This is a genomic window from Anaerosporobacter sp. (genome assembly GCF_031551385.1).
In the GTDB taxonomy this organism is placed as follows: domain Bacteria; phylum Bacillota; class Clostridia; order Lachnospirales; family Lachnospiraceae; genus Anaerosporobacter.
Genome location: NZ_JAVBNS010000153.1, coordinates 1 through 19,598 on the forward strand (window position 1 = coordinate 1; position 19,598 = coordinate 19,598).

Genomic DNA, 19,598 nt, shown 5'->3' on the forward strand with positions numbered 1-19,598 from the left:
GTTGCGGAAACTAATCTATGCAGAGTGAAAAATATCAAAAGATTATCACTTCTCTCAATAGAAGATAATATATTAAATTTTCAAGGAACAATATGACAAAGAGGCAGATTTATAATACCTCATTTGTCGGGCAACTCATTATAAAAAATCTATATAGAAAGAAGATGAGAGTATGCCATTAACAATGATGGAAGCTGGGGAAGAAAAACTTATTAAAAAAGTTGGAGGAAAAGATGAAACGAAACGTTTCTTAGAAAGTCTTGGATTCGTGACAGGAGGAATGGTTACGGTAATATCTAAGATTCAGGGAAATGTAATTGTGAATGTGAAAGAATCAAGAGTTGCAATTGGAGAAGATATGGCGAGAAAGATATTGGTATAGGTAATTGCGAAACTCCATTTTATGTGTCTAAGCTTCTTGCTTAATCTACGCTAACACAAAACACGTTGCACATCTAAGTACTTCTAGGTGTATACGGATAGATATTCAGAGGTCACGGAAACGCCTTCGATTCGGCATTCTGCCTCAGCTCAGGCTGGCTCGGCGTCCATGCCTCGCCTTCCTAGGTCGCATAGTATACACCAAGAAGTACTAAAGATGTTTCGCTATCGTTTTTTCGTTAGCGTAGATTAATCAAGAAGCAGTCAAGTATAATCAGAGTTTCGCAAATACCTATATAGTAGTGTAGTGAGAGAAAGGATAAAAAGGTGAAAGAAAATAAATATAAAGGAGAAACCATGCAGCAATAGGATTCTTTCACCTGTATTTATTTGAGCAGTATCACAAGCAGGCTTGTGATATGCATGGGTATAACTATGAAAACATTAAATGAAATTCCTTGTGGGAAGACAGTGACGATTAAGAAACTTACAGGGGAAGGTCCTGTAAAGAGAAGAATTATGGATATGGGAATTACGAAAGGAATTGAGGTTTTTGTAAGAAAGATAGCACCATTAGGTGACCCAATGGAATTGACCGTAAGAGGGTATGAGTTATCTCTAAGAAAAGCAGATGCGCAGATGATAGAAGTAGAGGAATAAGAGAAGGAGTGAATAAAATGGGAATTAAGATTGCATTAGCAGGGAATCCAAACAGTGGTAAGACAACATTGTTTAATGCATTAACTGGTTCAAATCAATTTGTAGGAAACTGGCCAGGTGTAACAGTTGAGAAAAAGGAAGGAAAGTTAAAGAAAGCATATCTTTCAAATCAAGGTGAGGCAGTTACGATTATGGACTTACCAGGTATCTATTCTTTATCTCCATATACATTAGAAGAAGTGGTAGCAAGAAACTACCTTATTGATGAAAGACCAGATGTTATATTGAACATTATTGATGGTACGAACTTAGAGAGAAATCTATATCTAACAACACAATTAATGGAACTAGGAATACCAATGATTATTGCTGTTAACATGATGGATGTTGTTGAAAAAAATGGTGACCGTGTACATATTGATAAGTTAAGTAAAGCATTAAACTGTGAAGTTACTACAATTTCTGCATTAAAGGGAACCGGTATTGAGGAAGCAGCAAAGAAGGCTGTGAAATTAGCAGATAAATCAATAAGCAAAGAGAAAGCAGTTCAAGTATTTTCGAATGAAGTAGAAACGATTTTAGACGAAATAGAAGAAAAAATTGTATTAGAAGTAGAGGAAAGTCAAAGAAGATTCTTTGCAGTGAAATTATTAGAAAAAGATGAAAAGATTAAGGCAAAGCTAAAGACTGTTCCTGACATTTCAAAAGAAATTGCTAAAATTGAGGAAGTGATGGATGATGATTCGGAGAGTATTATAACGAATGATCGATATGTATTTATCTCATCTATTATAAAAAGTTGTTGTACAAAGAAAAGTCATAAGAGTTTAACAGTATCCGATAAGATTGATCGAATTGTTACGAATCGTTTTCTTGCATTACCAATATTTGCAGTAATTATGTTCTTAGTATATTATGTGTCTGTAACAACAGTAGGAACATGGGCTACTGATTGGGCAAATGACGGAGTGTTTGGCGAAGGTTGGAGCTTGTTCGGACTAGAGATTCAAGGTATTCCAGTTATGTTAGAATCTGCTTTACAAGCGATTGGCTGTGCGGATTGGTTACAAGGATTACTACTAGATGGTATTGTAGGTGGCGTTGGTGCTGTACTTGGTTTCGTGCCACAGATGTTAATTCTATTTGCATTTTTAGCATTCTTAGAATCTTGTGGATATATGGCAAGAGTAGCATTTATCATGGATCGTATCTTTAGAAAGTTTGGATTATCAGGAAAATCATTTATACCTATGTTAATCGGCAGTGGTTGTGGTGTTCCAGGAATTATGGCATCAAGAACAATTGAAAGCGACCGTGACCGTAAGATGACAATTATGACAACTACATTTATCCCTTGTGGAGCGAAATTACCTATTATTGCATTAATTGCAGGTGCATTATTTAACGGAGCATGGTGGGTTGCACCAAGTGCTTACTTTGTTGGTATTCTTGCAATTATCTGTTCGGGTATTATTTTAAAGAAAACAAAAGTATTTGCTGGAGATCCAGCACCATTCGTTATGGAATTACCAGCATATCATATGCCAACAGTTAGTAATATCCTAAGAAGTATGTGGGAAAGAGGTTGGTCTTTCATTAAGAAAGCGGGAACTATTATTTTACTATCAACAATCCTTGTATGGTTTGCAACATATTTTGGCGTTGTAGATGGTCAGTTCAGAATGTTAGACGATATGGAAATTGATCACAGTATACTTGCAGCAATTGGTAACGGACTAAAAGTAATTTTCATTCCGCTTGGATGGGGAAATTGGAAAGCTGCGGTAGCAGCGATTACAGGGCTTATTGCGAAAGAAAATGTAGTAGGAACATTTGGCGTATTATATGGATTTGCTGAAGTTGCGGAAGATGGTAATGAGATTTGGGGTACACTTGCTGCGAGTATGACTACCGTAGCAGCATATTCATTCTTAGTATTTAACTTATTGTGTGCACCTTGCTTTGCAGCAATGGGAGCAATTAAGAGAGAAATGAACAATGCAAAATGGTTCTGGTTCGCAATTGGATATCAAACAGGATTAGCATATCTCGCTTCTCTTTGTATCTATCAAATTGGAACACTTATTACAACGGGAGCATTTGGATTTGGAACAATTGTAGCATTTGTGATAGTAGCAGTGTTTATATTCTTATTGGTAAGACCAAGTCAGAAGAAGAAAGTGGTTTTAGAGGCTGCTTTGTAAATAGGAGTTCGTTGTAGAATTAGATAAGTCTCTAAGGTTTGAAAGGAGAGTGTGTAGTGATGGGTACAGTTTTTGTAGGTAGTATTCTTGTATGTATTGTAACATTAATTATTAAGCACATGCTAAACGAGAAGAAAAAAGGTAACTCAATGGTATGTGGTGGAGATTGCAAGCATTGTGGTGGACATTGTTCGTAATATAGCTGCGCTTCAAAGTTTGTAGGTTTTGAGAAAGGCATGGTAGTAATATGGTAAAAGGACAATGTGAATGCAGTAGCGATCAAGAACAAAGAAGTTATCATCGTTCAAAGATGCAAAAAGAGCATATTATAGAGAAATTAAAAGAAAGCGGTTGTAGGATTACAAAACAGAGATTGCTTATCTTAGATATTATTCTGCAACAAGAATGTTCTTGCTGTAAGGAAATCTTCTATCAAGCATCAAAATCGGATTCTAAAATCGGCAAGGCTACCGTTTATCGAATGGTCAACACACTTGAAGAAATTGGAGCTATTCGAAGAAGTAATATGTACAAATTAATCAATCACACACAAGAAGACATAGAAGAAATCAGACGTATGGTAACATTAGATGATGGAACGATATATCAGATATCACCAAAGAAGTGGAATGATATCATTCTTGCTGGATTAACAAGCTTAGGCTATGTAAATAGACAGAAGATAGCGTCGGTTGAGACGGTAATGTAGAACATATAGATAGTGAAAAAAGCTTTTCCGTGGATAATCATTTAGATAATAAGAATGGTTTATCCTAGTGGAGAGCTTTTTTGAATTAGTAGGAAAAGCTCTTCCTTACGAATGGAAAAATGTTTTGCAACATTGTAAAAATAGACTGTCCATCTTGAATTACATATGTTATAATGCTACTATTCCTATAAGAAAAATATAAAATAAATGACTTAAACAGAGTAAGAGGCAAGAAAAGAGTGAAAGATATGATATATTTGGATTATGCAGCAAATACGCCAACAGATGAACGGGTGCTGCAAGAATTTTGTTTGGTAAATCAAGAGTACTTTGGAAATCCGAATTCACTTCATCCGCTTGGAGTTGCGGCAAAGGATAAGCTGGATTCGATTACCGCTAGAATAGTTAAAGAATTAGAATTAAAAGAAAGAGAAATTGTATATACATCAGGTGCAAGTGAATCCAATAATACTGCGATTAAAGGGATTGCCAGAAGTAGTAGGCATATGGGAAAGCACATACTTACATCTGGATTGGAGCATTCTTCTGTCAGTGGAACGCTATTGTATCTTCGAGAGCAAGGGTATGAAGTTGAATCACTTGCTATTTGTAACGATGGAACGATTGATAGAGATAGTTTAAGAGAACTATTAAGAAATGATACGGTATTAGTGACGGTTTGTGCTGTTGATAGTGAGTTGGGAATTGTTCAGCCAATAGAGGAGATTGCATCAATTGTTAAGGAATTTCCAAACTGTCGCTTACATATTGATGCGACACAAGCGATAGGGAAAGTTAAGTTTGATTTTAATTTAGGCGATACGATTAGTTTTGCACCGCATAAATTCTATGGTTTGAATGGTTGTGGAGTTCTGATTAAGAAAAGTGATTTGATAATGGAACCGTTAATTCATGGTGGTGCAAGTACAACGATTTATCGAAGTGGTACACCTGCAGTAGCGATGGCGGCATCTATATGGAAAGCGATTAAGTTAACGTATGACGAGTTTACTAATCGAGAACAAGTTGTGAAAGAGAATAATATCTACTTACGAGAAAGGCTTAGAAAAAGTGGGTATGTGATAATAAATAGTCCGATAGAAAGTGTACCACACATTCTCAATATAAGCATATTGGGGATTCGGGGATATGAGATGCAGGAAAGGCTTGCAAAACAGGGAATCTGTTTATCGGCAAAATCGGCATGTTCTACAAAGACAACACCGTCAAAGCCGGTACTTGCAGTAACAAAGGATAAGAAAAGAGCAATGTCATCTTTTCGAATAAGTATGAGTCATATTACTACAAAAGAGGAGATAGATATATTTTTGGAGATTTTGAATGGATGTAGGTGAGCAGTGTTTTTTATAGAAAAGTTGACTTAATTAGATGGAGAATATATAGTATAATAGAGTAACTTGAAGGGGGAGTCCCAGATAGTTAAGGAATATAAGAATAGGACGATAGCAAAATGATTTACTCACTCAATTCATCGATTGAGATAAGGGAAAATAATAGATCGTTCCAAGAAAAAGAACAAAAGCAGGAGAAATAATAAAAATATGAGTAGAGAATTAACAACTTGTCAATTAATAGAGAGAAGTATCAACAAGAAATTTAGAAAAGAAATATGGTCACCATTTGTACAGGCAATTAAAAAGTATGAATTAATTCAAGCGGGCGATCACATTGCAGTTTGTATCTCTGGTGGTAAAGATTCGATGTTGTTGGCTAAGTTGATGCAGATATTACAAAGAATCACAGAGATTCCTTTTGAGATTACATTTCTTATGATGGATCCAGGCTATAATCCAATTAACCGTCAGAAGATTGAGAGTAATGCAAAATTATTAGAGATACCACTTGTTATATTCGAAACGGATATCTTCGATATTGTAAATGAAATTGATAAGTCACCATGTTATCTATGTGCCAGAATGAGAAGAGGAAATCTATACAGTAATGCAAAGGAACTTGGTTGTAACAAAATTGCGCTTGGTCATCATATGAGTGATGTTATTGAAACGACATTGATGGGTATGCTATATGGTTCGCAGATTCAAGGAATGATGCCAAAACTTCATAGTACAAATTTTGAAGGAATGGAATTAATTCGTCCAATGTACTGTATATTAGAAGAGAATATAATAGCATGGAAAAACTATAATGAGTTAGAGTTTATTCAATGTGCGTGTCGTTTTACAGAAAATTGTACTTCTTGTGATAATGGTGTTAGTGTTTCAAAACGTCAAGAAGTAAAAGAACTTATCAAAAAACTAAAGAAAGATAATAAGACAATTGAAACAAATATCTTCAATAGTATCCATAATGTAAGTCTTGACACATTAATATCGTACAAGCAAAAGGGTGTAGAGCATTCTTTCCTTGATACGTATTATGATAAAAGAAAAGAAGAATAAAGAAGTATAACAATGAAAGATTGCAGAGATAATAAGGAATAGCTGATTACTTGATTATCTGCAATCTTTTTTTCTCATAGAAAGCGATATCTCTGTTACTGGTCACAGAGTATTCACAAATTACCAAAATATGATATAATAATAGAGACAGTTACATGAAATCAAGATATTTTAAATGAATGAATTTTTATATCAGAGGAGGAAATAAACATGTCGAATTTAAAAGGAACAAGAACAGAAGCAAACTTAATGGCAGCATTTGCTGGGGAATCACAAGCAAGAAACAAGTATACGTATTATGCGTCAAAAGCGAAAAAAGAAGGATATGTACAGATTGGAGCATTGTTTGAAGAAACTGCGAATAATGAGAAAGAACATGCAAAGATGTGGTTCAAATTATTGCATGGTGGTATGCCAGATACCGTAGAGAATCTTAACGATGCGGCAGCAGGTGAAAATTACGAATGGACAGATATGTATGCGAAATTCGCAGAGGAAGCAAAAGAAGAAGGTTTTGATAAAATAGCATTCTTATTTGAAGAAGTAGCGAAGATAGAGAAAGAACATGAAGAGAGATTTCGTAAGTTGTTAGCGAATATTGAAGGTGGACTTGTATTCTCAAAAGAGGGAGATGCAATTTGGGAATGTTCAAACTGTGGTCATGTTGTTGTTGGAAAACAAGCACCAGAGGTATGTCCAGTATGTGCACATCCACAAGCGTATTTTCAAGTTAAAGCAGAGAATTATTAGGAATAGAAATTAGAACAATAAATTCGATTTCAACAGCATAAAACTATCACTTATTTCGATTTTATAAAAGAAATGAGTGATAGTTTTTTTACGAATTATATGGTATGATAAAGCATAGGTAAGCGGTGTTTTGACGAAATAACAACCGTTGTCCTTGGAGTTATTATCTGAATCTTTTGGCAAAATACTAGAATATTAAAGGAGAATAGTATGAAAGATCAGAATTGTGCGTATTGTATGCAAGGTGAGTTAGTAGCTAAATTTGGATATTTAGCAATGGAGATGGAGAATAGCTTTGTGTATATATTCAAAGAACAAAGTAATCCAGGCCGTGTTATTGTAGCTCACAAGAAGCATGTAAGTGAGTTAATTGACTTATCAGATGAGGAAAGAAATGCGTATTTTGCTGAAATTGCGAAAGTAGCGAACGCAATGCACAAAGCATTTTCACCAGGCAAAATCAATTATGGTGCTTATGGTGATACTGGCCGTCATCTACATTTTCACTTAGTTCCTAAGTACGAGGGTGGAAGTGAATGGGGTGGAACATTTACCATGAACAGCGGTAAGGTTATGATTGATGACGTAAAGTGTGAAGAGCTTGCACAAAAACTAAGAGACGCAATGTAAGAACACAAAGGTTGAAAGGTCATGCACTTCATGCCTGCATGAAAAAGTAAGGCTTTGAGACTTGTAAAACATGAGAGATTATTAAGAGATGCTCCTTCTGAGAGAAACCATTTGCTGACTAGAATGGTTTGTTGAAAGAAGGAGCATATTTTATTGCTGTGAACGTTTTGTATGAACAGTAACAACGTATTTTTTATGTACAGAGAATCGTATCTTTCTCGTAGTAAGAAGTAGAAGTTAGGTGTATAATAAAACATATAAGAAATAGTTTCAAACATAATTGAGATAGATAAAAAGGAGGCATTATATAATGAAATTCGGAATTCTTGGTGCAGGAAACATTGCACAAACAATGGCTAATACGATAAGCAAAATGGCTGGAATAGAAAGTTACGCGGTAGCCTCACGTGACATATCGAAAGCAAATGCATTTGCGACGAAGAATGGGTTTAAGAAAGCATATGGTTCCTATGAAGAACTGGTACAAGATGAAGAAGTGGAGTTAATCTACATTGCAACACCACATTCCCATCATTATATGCAGGCAAAACTATGCATTGAACATGGAAAGCCTGTTTTGTGTGAGAAAGCATTTACAGCGACTGCGAAGCAGGCAAAAGAGATTCTTGCACTTGCGAAAGAGAAGAATGTGTTTATAACAGAAGCCATTTGGACAAGATATATGCCAAGTAGAGAGAGAATACAGACTATTATTGAAAGTGGAATGATTGGAAGGGTAACTTCCATTACAGCGAATCTTGGCTATGCAATTCCTGAAAAAGGACGTTTGGGTGATCCTGAACTAGCTGGTGGAGCATTGTTAGATTTGGGTGTGTATCCAATTAATTTTGCGCATATGATTTTCGGCTCGGATTATTCAGAGGTATCGTCTACCGCACTTTTGACGGATAGAGGAGTAGACAGTATGAACAGTATTACGTTATCCTATACGGATGGGAAGATGGCAACGCTTCACAGTACGTTTCATGCAAGAACAAATCGTATGGGTGTTGTAAGTGGGACAGAAGGATATATGGAAATCCAGAATATTAATAACTGCGAAGAAATTCGAGTGTATAATAGTAGGGAGGAATTAATTCAGAAAGAAGAATTCCAAGATCAGATTACGGGTTATGAATATGAAGTAGAAGCTTGTGTCGAAGCAATGAAAAATGGACAGATAGAATGTGCGCAGATGCCACATGCAGAAACAATTCGAATTATGGAATTAATGGACTCCCTTCGTAAACAATGGGGTGTGATTTACCCTTGGGATGAGACGGATAATTAGAGCATGAAATGCGTGGCAATCGGTGTATCAGTTGGGGCAAAATATCTTTTTGACCACAACATCATAATTTGAGCCTGTAACACAACGTTTGCAGGCGATAAGAAAGGCATGGTTATTTGTATGAAAGTTATAAACCCAATTATGCCAGGATATTATCCTGACCCATCTATTTGTGCAGTAGGAGAAGATTTTTATCTTGTCAACTCGACATTCACATATTTTCCGGGAGTTCCGATTTTTCATAGTAAGGATTTAAAGAACTGGACGCAGATAGGAAATGTTTTAACGAGAAAAAGCCAAGTCAGTCTTGATGACCAGTGGCATTCAGGGGGCATCTTCGCACCAAGTATCCGTTATCATGAAGGGGTATTCTATATGATAACGACGAATGTTGGAGGAGGTGGTAACTTCTATGTTACAGCGACAAATCCAGCAGGTCCATGGTCTGAACCATATTTTCTTGAAGGTGCAGATGGAATTGACCCGACGTTATTCTTTGATGAAGACGGCAAGGCATATTATGTAGGGCAAAGAGCAAATTCGGATGGAGAAGAGTACTGGGGTGACTGTGAAGTCTGGTTGCAGGAACTGGATTTAGAAAACGGAAAACTCTTAGGAGAATCACACGTTCTTTGGAGAGGTTCTATGAAACATGCGAACTGGGTAGAAGGGCCACATGTATATAAAGTTGGCGAATACTACTATGTAATGATTGCAGAAGGTGGAACGGGTTTTGAGCATTCGATAACGATTGCAAGAAGCAAGGCGCTACTAGGAGAATATGAATCTTGCCCAATGAATCCAATTGTTACCCATAGACATCTTGGTAAGAGCTATCCTGTTATCAATACGGGACATGGTGATTTGGTTCAAGATAAAAATGGTGAATGGTATATGGTGCTATTGGCATCAAGACCCAAACAAGGATATTGCAATATGGGAAGAGAGACATTCCTTGCAAAAGTGGATTGGGAAGATGGCTGGCCTGTAGTAAATAAAGGAATTGGAATCATAGCAGATGAGATCGAGATTTTGCTAGAGGAGCAGGAACAGACTTATAATAATCCATGTTATCATTTTTATGAAGATAAGTTAGATTGCCATTTTGTTTTCCTACACAATCCAGATGAAACAGCCTATGAGATTAGGAAAGAGCAAGGAATATTACGACTGCATGCACGTAAGGAAACGATGGACGATTTAGTGAGTTCTACGTATACAGGGATAAGACAGCAACATCACCGATTCCAAGCATCGACTCGTTTGACTTGGAATATCGTTGAGGGTGAAGAAACAGGTATGGCAATTGTACAAAGTAATGAGTATTATTTAACCGCTGCAATAGTAACAAAAGAGGATAAGACATATCTAAAAGCGTTGCTAAGAAACAAAGAGGAGCGTTTTGAACTTGGAGAGTGTGAGATTGCATCGAAACCAATCGAAATTATACTGACAGGACAAGACCAGATATTGAGTATTCGCTATAAACAAGATGGTATAGAGCAGACTTTGGCACAAGATATTACTATGAATTCGCTTAGTACAGAAGTAGCAGGTGGGTTTGTTGGCTGTACAATAGGAATGTATATTACATCAAATGGTAAGGAAAGCAGTAGTTTTGCTGATTTTAATTGGTTGTCTTATATAGGCAGATAGGAGAGAGAATTATGTATGCAGATGAGAATTTAGTTAAGATTAAACACGATGTTATGTATGAAGTTGCAAAATTAGCATTTGAAGGTAGACTTGAGGAAGAGAGAGATCATATTCCTATGAAGTTAATACCAGGGCCTTTGCCACAATTTCGCTGTTGTATCTATAAAGAGCGAGAGATTATCAGACAAAGAATCCGATTAGTAGAAGGCAAATCGGTTGGTTCTGTAGATGATGGTAACATCGTGCAAGTAATTAGTTCAGCCTGCGAAGACTGTCCAATATCAAGTTATGTGGTAACAGACAACTGCCAAAATTGTGCGGGTAAAGCATGTATCAATGCCTGTAAATTTGATGCCATTTCAAAAGGAAGAGACCGTTCCTATATTGATCCTTTAAAATGTAAGGAATGTGGAAAATGTTCAAAGGTCTGTCCATATAATGCGATTGCAGGATTAAAACGTCCATGTAAAAACACTTGTCCAGTGAATGCGATTACATATGATGAATATGGTGTATCAAAAATTGACCCTAAAAAATGTATCCAATGTGGTCGTTGCATTCATAGCTGTCCTTTTGGTGCAATTGCAACAAAGACATTTGTTGTTGATGTTGTGGAAGCTCTCAAATCAGATAGACCAGTATATGCTATGTTAGCACCAGCTACAGAAGGTCAATTTGGTACAGATATCACAATGGAAAGTTGGAAAGTTGCAGCAAAGAAAACTGGATTTACAGATTTGATTGAAGTAGGACTTGGTGGTGATATGACAGCAGCGAGTGAAGCGGAGGAATGGGTGGAAGCCTACAAAGAAGGAAAGAAGAAAACAACATCTTGCTGTCCTGCATTCGTGAATATGATTCGGAAACATTATCCGGAATTAGAAGCGTACATATCAACAACCGTATCACCAATGTGTGGGGTTTCGAGAATGATTAAGGCAAAGAATCCTAATGCAGTAACGGTATTTGTTGGCCCTTGTACTGCTAAAAAATCAGAAGTGAAAGACCAAAACATAGAAGGAAATGCAGACTATGTATTAACATATAGTGAATTCCGTGCCATTATGAAAGCGAAAGATGTTGCCCTTGAACCAACAGAGAATACATATCAGGAATCCAGCGTGTTTGGTAAATTATTTGCTAATGCAGGTGGTGTTACAGGCGCCGTATTACAATGCATGAAGGAGACAGAGCAAGAAATTGATGCAAAGGTTTGTAAGGCAAATGGTGCGGCAGAATGTAAGAAAGCATTATTGCTATTAAAAGCTGGCAAACTACCAGAGGATTTCATTGAAGGTATGGTTTGTGATGGCGGCTGTGTTGGTGGACCAAGTAGCTATGAAGAAGAGTTGATTGCGAAGAAGGCAAGAGGACGATTAATAGCAGAAGCAGACAAACGTGAAATCCATGAAAATCTAGGAAACTATGATATGAAAGCATTTTCGATGCATAGGGAGTAGAGCTTATTTACAGAGGGTGTATAATGTCTGTTTTTTGGGGATATGGTCAAATTGTGCCATTATAATGAAATGGACTTTGCATTTTGCATGTGATATAATCAAACGATTAGTACATATAAAAGGGGGAGAATATGATGACAATTGATGAAAAACTTGACTTAATTCTAGGCGAAATAGAAATTATTAAACAAGATCAAACATATATAAAATCACATCTAGAAAATGTCACGGATAAAAACATGCTATTAATAGCAGAAAGCCATTGTAACTTGAGTGGCAAGTTAAATCAAGCAAAGACTACTGATAAAGATTTTCTGTATGAAATGAAAGTAAATACCCTTACAGAAAAGGTTTTGGCTCTTGAAAAAGAGATAGAACAAATTAAAAATAAAATGTTATAACATATAGAAAAGATTAAAGTGTAAAGTCAGTTTAGTTCATGGCTTTGCACTTTTATTGATTTCATAGAAAAATTCCAAAAAGTCAAAAGATAGTGTATAATAGAATGAAAATAAAAATTACATAGCAAAAGAATGAAGGAATGGTAAAAGTCATGAAATACATTATTCAAAAAGCCATCAAAGAAGATTTAATATCAATTTTGGAATTGCAAAAAGAAGCATTTTATAAAGTCGCAGAGGCTGAAAATAATTTTAATATTAAACCTATAATTCAAACATACGAAGAAATCAAAGAAGAGTTTGAGAATAAAATATTTTTAAAATATATTGTAGATAATAAAATTGTTGGTTCGATAAGAGCAATTGTAGATCAAGATAATAAATGCCATATTGGAAGAGTAATCGTAAAGCCGAACTTCCAAAGAAAAGGAATTGCTTTGGAATTAATGAAAGCAATTGAAAAGGAATGTAATACCGCATCTGTATTTTCCCTTTTTACAAGTAAATCAAGTGTAGAAACGATACGATTGTATGAGAAATCAGGATATACAATTGTTGGCGAGTTAGGTGAGGGAGATGTGCAAATGGTTATTATGGAGAAGAATAATGTGCGCAAAGAAAGGGACAATCATCATAGCCATGAGTTAATAGAGGAACATACACATACATATGGAGACACGCATGAGCATAGCCATACACATGAGCATAGCCATACACATATACACGAACACAAACATGTCCATAGCACAGAAGAGAAGAAGGCAGTTGTAAATCGCTTATCCAGAGCAATTGGTCATCTTGAAGCAGTTAAGAGAATGGTGGAGAACGATACGGATTGCAGTGAGGTATTAATTCAATTAGCAGCAGTTCGTTCTGCTATTAATAATACAGGTAAAGTTGTCTTGAAGAATCACATTAATCATTGTATTGTAGAAGCAATTGAAGAGGAGGATCATCAAGCAATTCATCAATTGTCCGATGCGATTGATAAGTTTATGAAATAATGACATAATAAGTGTCACTTGCCTGCTTCTTGTGTCGCGTGTTTTGTGTTAATGTACGCGAATCAAGAAGCATACACAACATAAATGGAGTTTCGCAATTACCTACTAAATATAACAAAAGGGGGAGAAAAATTATGTTACAAATTAAAAACCTAACAAAACGCTACAAAGGTGGAAAAGAGGCAGTATCTGAGTTGACTCTGAACATTGAAGCAGGAGATATCTACGGATTTATCGGACATAATGGGGCAGGGAAAACGACTACAATCAAGGCAGTTGTTGGAATCATTGATTTTGAAGGTGGAGAGATTCTAATTGATGGACAATCTATCCGTGAGAATCCAATCAGTTGCAAGAAAAAGATAGCCTATATCCCAGATAATCCAGATTTGTATGAGCATCTGACCGGGATTCAATATTTGAATTTTGTGGGAGATATATTCGAAGTTTCTGCAAAGGCGCGAGAAGAAAAGATTCGAAAATACGCTGATGAGTTTGAGATTACAAATGTACTAGGAGATTTGATTTCCTCCTATTCTCACGGAATGAAACAAAAATTAGCGATAATATCAGCATTGATACATGATCCGAAGTTGTTGATACTTGATGAACCATTTGTTGGATTAGACCCTAAGGCAACAATTATTCTTAAAAACACGATGCGACAACTATGTGAACAGGGCAGTGCAATCTTTTTCTCTACACATGTACTTGATGTAGCAGAGAAGATTTGTAATAAGATTGCAATTATCAAAGAAGGAAAATTGATTGCATCTGGTGAGACAAAGGAGCTTACGAAGGAACAATCACTAGAAGAGGTATTCATGGAGGTAATTGAACATGCTAAGGCAGATTAGAAAGCTGGTAGGTGTGACACTTTGTAATACATGGGGAATTAATGTAGCGAGATATTCAAAGGATAAGAAAAAGATAAGAAATGTATGGTTGATGGGATTTACATTTTTGTTGCTTGCCTGCATGGGAGTATTCTATATAACGATGCTTGCATATGGGTTATGTAAGGTCGGGGCAGCAGATATTATTCCTGCTTATATTGTAATGATAACAAGTCTTGTAATTCTAGTCTTTTCAATACTCAAGGCGGGAAGTATTCTGTTCCAGATGAAGACCTATGATTTGTTGATATCCATGCCAATGAAACCATCAACAATTGTAACAAGCCGTTTTATTAGCATGTATGTTGGTAATTTGGTATTAAGTATGTTTACCGTAATACCAAGTTCCATTGTGTATGGAATCTATCAGAAGCCGAATATAGGGTTTTGTGTAATGATAGTGATTGGAACTTTTTTGCTACCGCTAATACCAATGACGATAGCGACTGCAATTGGTGCAATCGTTATTGCCATTAGTTCAAGGATGAAACATAAGAATCTAGTTACGATTCTATTATCCTTGCTATTAACAATGGCGGCATTAATACTGCCTATGAGTATGTCAACAACAGAAACAGAACTGAATCTTGAGATGTTAGCAGATATATCAGCAATGCTCGAAAAACAAATCTTTTCGATGTACCCTCCTGCAAAGCTGTTTTCACAAGGCGTAATTGAACAGAATATAGTATCTTTTTTAGGATTCGTAGCAGTATCAATTGGTGTGTTCTTATTGCTAATTGTACTTGTACAATGGAAGTTTGTTGCAATATGCAGTGCGATTAATGCCAATGTTGCAAAACGCAATTTTGTTATGAAAGAGATGAAAGCTGGTTCAGCATTAATGGCATTATATAAGAAAGAGTTACGAAGATATTTTTCTTCTGCGATTTATGTTTTGAATACTATGGTTGGACACGTTATGCTTGTAGGTGCATGTATTGCCATTGCTGTTATGGGGGTAAAAGAGTTTGAATCGACATTGCAGATGTCAGGTGTTGTGAATCAAGCGATGCCCCTTGTTATGGCGGCGATGTGCTCTCTTATGTCTACAACAACGAGTGCGATTTCGTTAGAAGGAAAACAATGGTGGATACCAAAGTCCATGCCAGTAAGCACGAAAACGGTACTAGACAGCAAGATATTGGTCAATCTCACAATTGCAACACCTTTTTTATTCGTATCTGAAATAATCATGTTCTTTACAATTAAGACTTCTGTTTTAGGATATATTATGATGGTGTTAGTTCCCGTTGTATATGTAGTATTTGTTTCGGTAGTGGGTATAGCAATCAATTTGCGTATGCCAGTGTTTAACTGGGAGACAGAAGCTGTAGTAGTGAAACAAGGAGCGGCAACGTTTATAGCAATGCTACTGTATTTTATAATTCTGTTAGTTCCAAGTGGGATAATGGTGTTTTTAAGTAATATAGATTCGAATTATATTATGGGAATTACGGTTATTGCGCTTAGTGGAGTAACAGGTTTTATTTATCAGAGCAATAATAAGAAAATATTGAATCAGATTTAATAAGAAATAAAAAATAAATGGGGCGGTCATATTTGTGACTGTCCCATTTGAAAATGTGTTTTATGATTGAGAAATTGAATGATTTGAATATCTAGAAATGTTTTATTAACAGAAAAATTCTTGATTTGAATGTTCTGAAAGCAGTGGTTTTCCGTTTACCAATTCAATTACATCATCACAGAGAATGTCAATATCTTCTGCGTGGTGTGATGTTAGTAGAATTGTTTTTCCTTGCTCTTTTAACTGTAAAAAAAGTTTTCTCATATCATCTACACCTTTATAATCTAGTCCGTTCATAGGCTCATCAAGTATTAATATATCTGGGTCTTCCATGATTGCTTGTGCAATTCCTAGTCGCTGTTTCATTCCGAGAGAATATTTGCCAACATGTTTTTTTGAATGTGGATCAAGTCCAACAAGAGTTAATGTATCGATAATCTGTTGTTTGGAAATCTTATTATGGATAGAAGACAGAAAACGTAGGTTTTGATAGCCAGTATAATTAGGAAGAAAACCTGGTGAATTAATAATAATGCCAATATTATCGGGAATATCAATATCTTTACCAATGATTTTTCCATCTACTTCAATACTTCCAGAAGTTAAAGTTAGAAGTCCACAGATAGATTTTAATAATACACTTTTTCCAGAGCCATTACGGCCGATTATTCCATGAACTTGCCCTTGTGTAAAATCTAAACTAACGTGATCTAAAACGGTTGCTTCACCGAATTTTTTTGTAGCATTTTTTACAGAGATGCTTATATTCATTCTTCTTCTCCCCCTTTTGTCTTTATTTTAAAAAGCTGTAAGGCATATAATATAACAAGAGATAGGATAATTCCTATAATACAAAAACGATAACAATAGGTAAACGTTGGATTACGAGTTGTATGTTTGAAATCTATTATACTTAATTTGCTCCATGAAAGTGGTGAAAACCATAACCATCTAGCATAGACGATATCGGTAGCTAAGAAGAAATCGAATAGAATAAAAAATGTGCCTACTAAAATGCCAGCATGAAATTTGGGTGTAATCATATTAAAGATATATACGAGTAAGCCAATAAGCAGTAAAGACAGAGCCATAAGACAATAACTATGGAACATAGCTTGAAGCGGTGTGAAGTGCTTAACAATGCTGGATGAATAGTGCAGTGTTTCTAGATTAAGGACGGATAGATTCGGTTCAGAGAGCGTACCAATAACCTTTCCCCAATCGGCATTCCATTCCATATGTGTTAGATTCAATATAATTGGTAAAAACATAACAAGAAAACTATATACAATTGCAGTGAACACAATATATAAGCATTGTCCTAAATAGTAAGGAAGATGTTTGCTTCGTATAATAATATAGTCGTGTATGATTGTAATTCTTGGTACTGTGCATACAAAGGGAATATAAAGTGTAAGAACGAATACTTTTAACATACGCGTGGAAGTAATAAAGGGTAGAAACCAAGGAGCTACTTTGTATCCAACAGTATTAGCAAAGGACATAGTTTCTTGTGTATATTGATAAAGAAGAATACATAGAATCAGAAACAGAGTCCATGTTTGGTATTCAGCCAATCGTTGGCGTAATTCAATCATAAAGCAACGAAAAGATTGTCTAAGTATCCGCATGTTTAACATTCCTTTCCACTTGGGAGACAAAGATACTTCCAAGCAAGAGTACTATAATGAGTAAGATAAGATGGGTACCGATAAAACTTGTTGTAACAGAGCCTAGATTCAGATTGGCTTTGGTAAAGCAGTATACACAAAATCGTGGGTTGATTGCATAGGAAATTTTGTCTGTAAAATAATAGATAAGAAAGGGCGAAACCAATATAACAAAACGATCAGCAATAAGCGTAGATATAATTAAACCACAGGAAACAAATACAGTACATAGGCTTGATAGAATGGAGGACTTTATAATAAAAAATAAAAAGGGATGTCCTGCTAGAATAACAACATGATAAGGTTCCCACATCATATCTACTGCAGTACTTACAGGGAAAAACATACACAGTATAAAGAGCAGTAACATCAGCCCCACAAATATGCAGACCCATGTAATGGTGATAATGGAGAAAAATAATGTTCTTCCATATGTAGTGGCGTTTGTTCGAATTAGCGTATATGTGGAAGCGTTCTCTTTTTTGTCATGATAGTAAAAAAGGCCAGCAGGTAGCATAGCAATGATGAAAATTAATTCTAAAAACCAGCCATCTGTTGTTGTGGAATTAAAAATATAAATAACGGAATAAAAATTTGGATTGTCTCCTTCTTGAATAACATTCGTAAGAACATCCATATTGGAGAGAATGCAAATAACAGGAACCAGTAAAATGGCACACCAAAATCCATATCTTATAAGTGAACGTTTTATTTCCATTAAAAATTGATTGAATGAGAGTAGCATTATCGGATCCTTTCTCCTGTAACGGCATGGAATAGCATGGAAGTTCCTCGAGTAAATGTTTCGTATTCATATTCCACTTTTTTCTCAGCTAATACAGACCAAACAGGAGTCATTATATATTCCAATGTGTCTGCATTGGTTAATATAGGAGCCATGCAAAATTCGATTCGTGTAATTGTTACATCTGTATCAAGTATGAGATTACGATATTCATATTTAATGTGTTCTAATAAATCCTCAATAGGAAGAATACTACCTTCTAAAGAACCAGTTTCTGCAACAGAATAGGTGCGTTCAATTTGAAAACAGACAAGCTCTTTCTTGCTGATACAAGCAAATAGTGTACTGCCGTTTTCTAAAAATGCAATGCCATTGACATTTTGGCTATAGTTTCCTGTAAAGATATTTTCTCCATGACACTCGATATTCCAAAGCATATAGTAACATTCATCATCAGTATTCCAATTTACATCAATATCAAATTTATTGATATGATCCCAAAAAAGTTCATTGCTATCTACTTTCTGTAACATCTCTGCATAATAGGATTTATCAATAGCAAAAAATACATAAGGTTCTGGAGCGAGTTCGATATTGAGGGAATTGGCCTTATCACGTATGGTGTCTTTTGCTGATTCCGGTGTAAATGTTTCTAAATCTTTTGCTTGACTTTCAGTAAGTAAACTTTCGCAGTGTTGAAATAGAGTTTCAGAATTATCCTCGAAATGCATAGAGCCAAATAGTGCATTAAGGTATGTGATATAATCCATGCTCTGAAACCACAGAATGGTAGAAAACATACTATTGGCATCTTCAGATTGAACAATCTTTACTGAATCAGAGCCATTGTCATATTCTTCGCCAATATTATCAAATAACACGTTATTAATCGTAGCAGGCTCAAAGATATTGAGTGTTGCAGGATAACTGTATACGGTTTGAGAATGGGGAGGGGTTATGTTAGCATCGACAATCAAATGCGAATCTAATGTTTGCTTAATGTGTTCTGGAATAAAGATATCTTTCTCAACAATAGTTGGATTAGTGGATTCATTTTTGGAGCAGGAAGACATTACACATAACATAATAAGTAAGCTATAGATATAGATGGATTTTTTTGTTTTCATAATAGCATCTCCTCTAGTAACTACTTCAACAATAGTATATATTAAGAGTATATTGTTGAAGTA

Annotated in this window: 20 protein-coding genes and 1 pseudogene; 17 read left to right on the plus strand and 4 right to left on the minus strand. The window is 35.6% G+C overall.

Features of this window, described 5'->3' with window-relative positions; genetic code table 11:
* Positions 1-172 precede the first annotated feature (172 nt).
* The 17 genes and pseudogenes from RMR19_RS12530 (at position 173) to RMR19_RS12610 (ending at position 15,993) form a co-directional block, all read left to right on the plus strand.
* The gene (locus RMR19_RS12530) at positions 173-382 is read left to right on the plus strand and encodes a FeoA family protein (RefSeq protein ID WP_310603830.1); all 210 of its coding nucleotides are present in this window, start codon (positions 173-175) and stop codon (positions 380-382) included.
* 434 nt (positions 383-816) lie between these two features.
* Entirely contained in the window at positions 817-1,041 is a 225-nt protein-coding gene (locus tag RMR19_RS12535) for a FeoA family protein (RefSeq protein ID WP_310603831.1), read from the plus strand.
* Between the two features lie 17 nt (positions 1,042-1,058).
* Positions 1,059-3,245: a ferrous iron transport protein B gene (feoB, locus tag RMR19_RS12540; RefSeq protein WP_310603832.1), complete on the plus strand. Its 2,187-nt coding sequence runs from the start codon at positions 1,059-1,061 to the stop codon at positions 3,243-3,245.
* A gap of 59 nt (positions 3,246-3,304) precedes the next feature.
* Positions 3,305-3,442 (plus strand): FeoB-associated Cys-rich membrane protein, encoded by a 138-nt coding sequence (locus RMR19_RS12545; RefSeq protein ID WP_310603833.1) that lies wholly within the window; start codon positions 3,305-3,307, stop codon positions 3,440-3,442.
* Positions 3,443-3,492: 50 nt separating this feature from the next.
* Positions 3,493-3,954 (plus strand): transcriptional repressor, encoded by a 462-nt coding sequence (locus tag RMR19_RS12550; protein WP_310603834.1) that lies wholly within the window; start codon positions 3,493-3,495, stop codon positions 3,952-3,954.
* Positions 3,955-4,202: 248 nt separating this feature from the next.
* Complete coding sequence (locus tag RMR19_RS12555) at positions 4,203-5,309, plus strand: cysteine desulfurase family protein (protein ID WP_310603868.1); 1,107 nt, start codon at positions 4,203-4,205, stop codon at positions 5,307-5,309.
* Positions 5,310-5,516: 207 nt separating this feature from the next.
* Positions 5,517-6,374 carry an ATP-binding protein gene (locus RMR19_RS12560; protein ID WP_310603835.1) on the plus strand — a complete coding sequence of 286 codons (858 nt, stop codon included), beginning with the start codon at positions 5,517-5,519 and terminating at the stop codon, positions 6,372-6,374.
* 210 nt (positions 6,375-6,584) lie between these two features.
* Complete coding sequence (gene rbr / locus RMR19_RS12565) at positions 6,585-7,124, plus strand: rubrerythrin (RefSeq protein ID WP_310603836.1); 540 nt, start codon at positions 6,585-6,587, stop codon at positions 7,122-7,124.
* A 210-nt stretch (positions 7,125-7,334) separates the two neighbouring features.
* Positions 7,335-7,754, plus strand: a complete 420-nt coding sequence (locus RMR19_RS12570) for an HIT family protein (protein WP_310603837.1) — start codon at positions 7,335-7,337, stop codon at positions 7,752-7,754.
* A 310-nt stretch (positions 7,755-8,064) separates the two neighbouring features.
* On the plus strand, positions 8,065-9,045 hold the full coding sequence (locus RMR19_RS12575; protein ID WP_310603838.1) for a Gfo/Idh/MocA family protein: 981 nt from the start codon (positions 8,065-8,067) through the stop codon (positions 9,043-9,045).
* Positions 9,046-9,165: 120 nt separating this feature from the next.
* Complete coding sequence (locus RMR19_RS12580; protein ID WP_310603839.1) at positions 9,166-10,701, plus strand: glycoside hydrolase family 43 protein; 1,536 nt, start codon at positions 9,166-9,168, stop codon at positions 10,699-10,701.
* 11 nt (positions 10,702-10,712) lie between these two features.
* On the plus strand, positions 10,713-12,161 hold the full coding sequence (locus RMR19_RS12585) for a 4Fe-4S dicluster domain-containing protein (RefSeq protein WP_310603840.1): 1,449 nt from the start codon (positions 10,713-10,715) through the stop codon (positions 12,159-12,161).
* A 131-nt stretch (positions 12,162-12,292) separates the two neighbouring features.
* Positions 12,293-12,562, plus strand: coding sequence for a hypothetical protein (locus RMR19_RS12590; RefSeq protein ID WP_310603841.1), 270 nt, complete (start codon positions 12,293-12,295; stop codon positions 12,560-12,562).
* A gap of 152 nt (positions 12,563-12,714) precedes the next feature.
* Positions 12,715-13,125 (plus strand): annotated as a pseudogene (locus tag RMR19_RS22055) (GNAT family N-acetyltransferase); the annotation flags it as partial.
* Between the two features lie 30 nt (positions 13,126-13,155).
* Positions 13,156-13,566 carry a metal-sensing transcriptional repressor gene (locus tag RMR19_RS22060; RefSeq protein WP_310603869.1) on the plus strand — a complete coding sequence of 137 codons (411 nt, stop codon included), beginning with the start codon at positions 13,156-13,158 and terminating at the stop codon, positions 13,564-13,566.
* 134 nt (positions 13,567-13,700) lie between these two features.
* Positions 13,701-14,423 carry an ABC transporter ATP-binding protein gene (locus RMR19_RS12605; protein WP_310603842.1) on the plus strand — a complete coding sequence of 241 codons (723 nt, stop codon included), beginning with the start codon at positions 13,701-13,703 and terminating at the stop codon, positions 14,421-14,423.
* Positions 14,407-15,993, plus strand: a complete 1,587-nt coding sequence (locus RMR19_RS12610) for a putative ABC transporter permease subunit (protein ID WP_310603843.1) — start codon at positions 14,407-14,409, stop codon at positions 15,991-15,993. The genes RMR19_RS12605 and RMR19_RS12610 overlap by 17 nt, the downstream gene beginning before the upstream one ends.
* Before the next feature lie 105 nt (positions 15,994-16,098).
* Here RMR19_RS12610 and RMR19_RS12615 read toward each other — a convergent pair whose 3' ends face one another.
* From RMR19_RS12615 to RMR19_RS12630, 4 genes are read right to left on the minus strand one after another with little or no spacing between them, the layout of a single operon-like run.
* Complete coding sequence (locus tag RMR19_RS12615) at positions 16,099-16,764, minus strand: ABC transporter ATP-binding protein (RefSeq protein ID WP_310603844.1); 666 nt, start codon at positions 16,762-16,764, stop codon at positions 16,099-16,101.
* The gene (locus RMR19_RS12620; protein ID WP_310603845.1) at positions 16,761-17,624 is read right to left on the minus strand and encodes a hypothetical protein; all 864 of its coding nucleotides are present in this window, start codon (positions 17,622-17,624) and stop codon (positions 16,761-16,763) included. Before RMR19_RS12620 ends, RMR19_RS12615 begins: the two co-directional genes overlap by 4 nt.
* A complete protein-coding gene (locus tag RMR19_RS12625; protein WP_310603846.1) occupies positions 17,611-18,381 on the minus strand; it encodes a hypothetical protein in 771 nt (256 codons plus the stop codon). The genes RMR19_RS12620 and RMR19_RS12625 overlap by 14 nt, the downstream gene beginning before the upstream one ends.
* 26 nt (positions 18,382-18,407) lie before the next feature.
* Entirely contained in the window at positions 18,408-19,535 is a 1,128-nt protein-coding gene (locus RMR19_RS12630) for a hypothetical protein (RefSeq protein ID WP_310603847.1), read from the minus strand.
* Between the last annotated feature and the right edge of the window lie 63 nt (positions 19,536-19,598).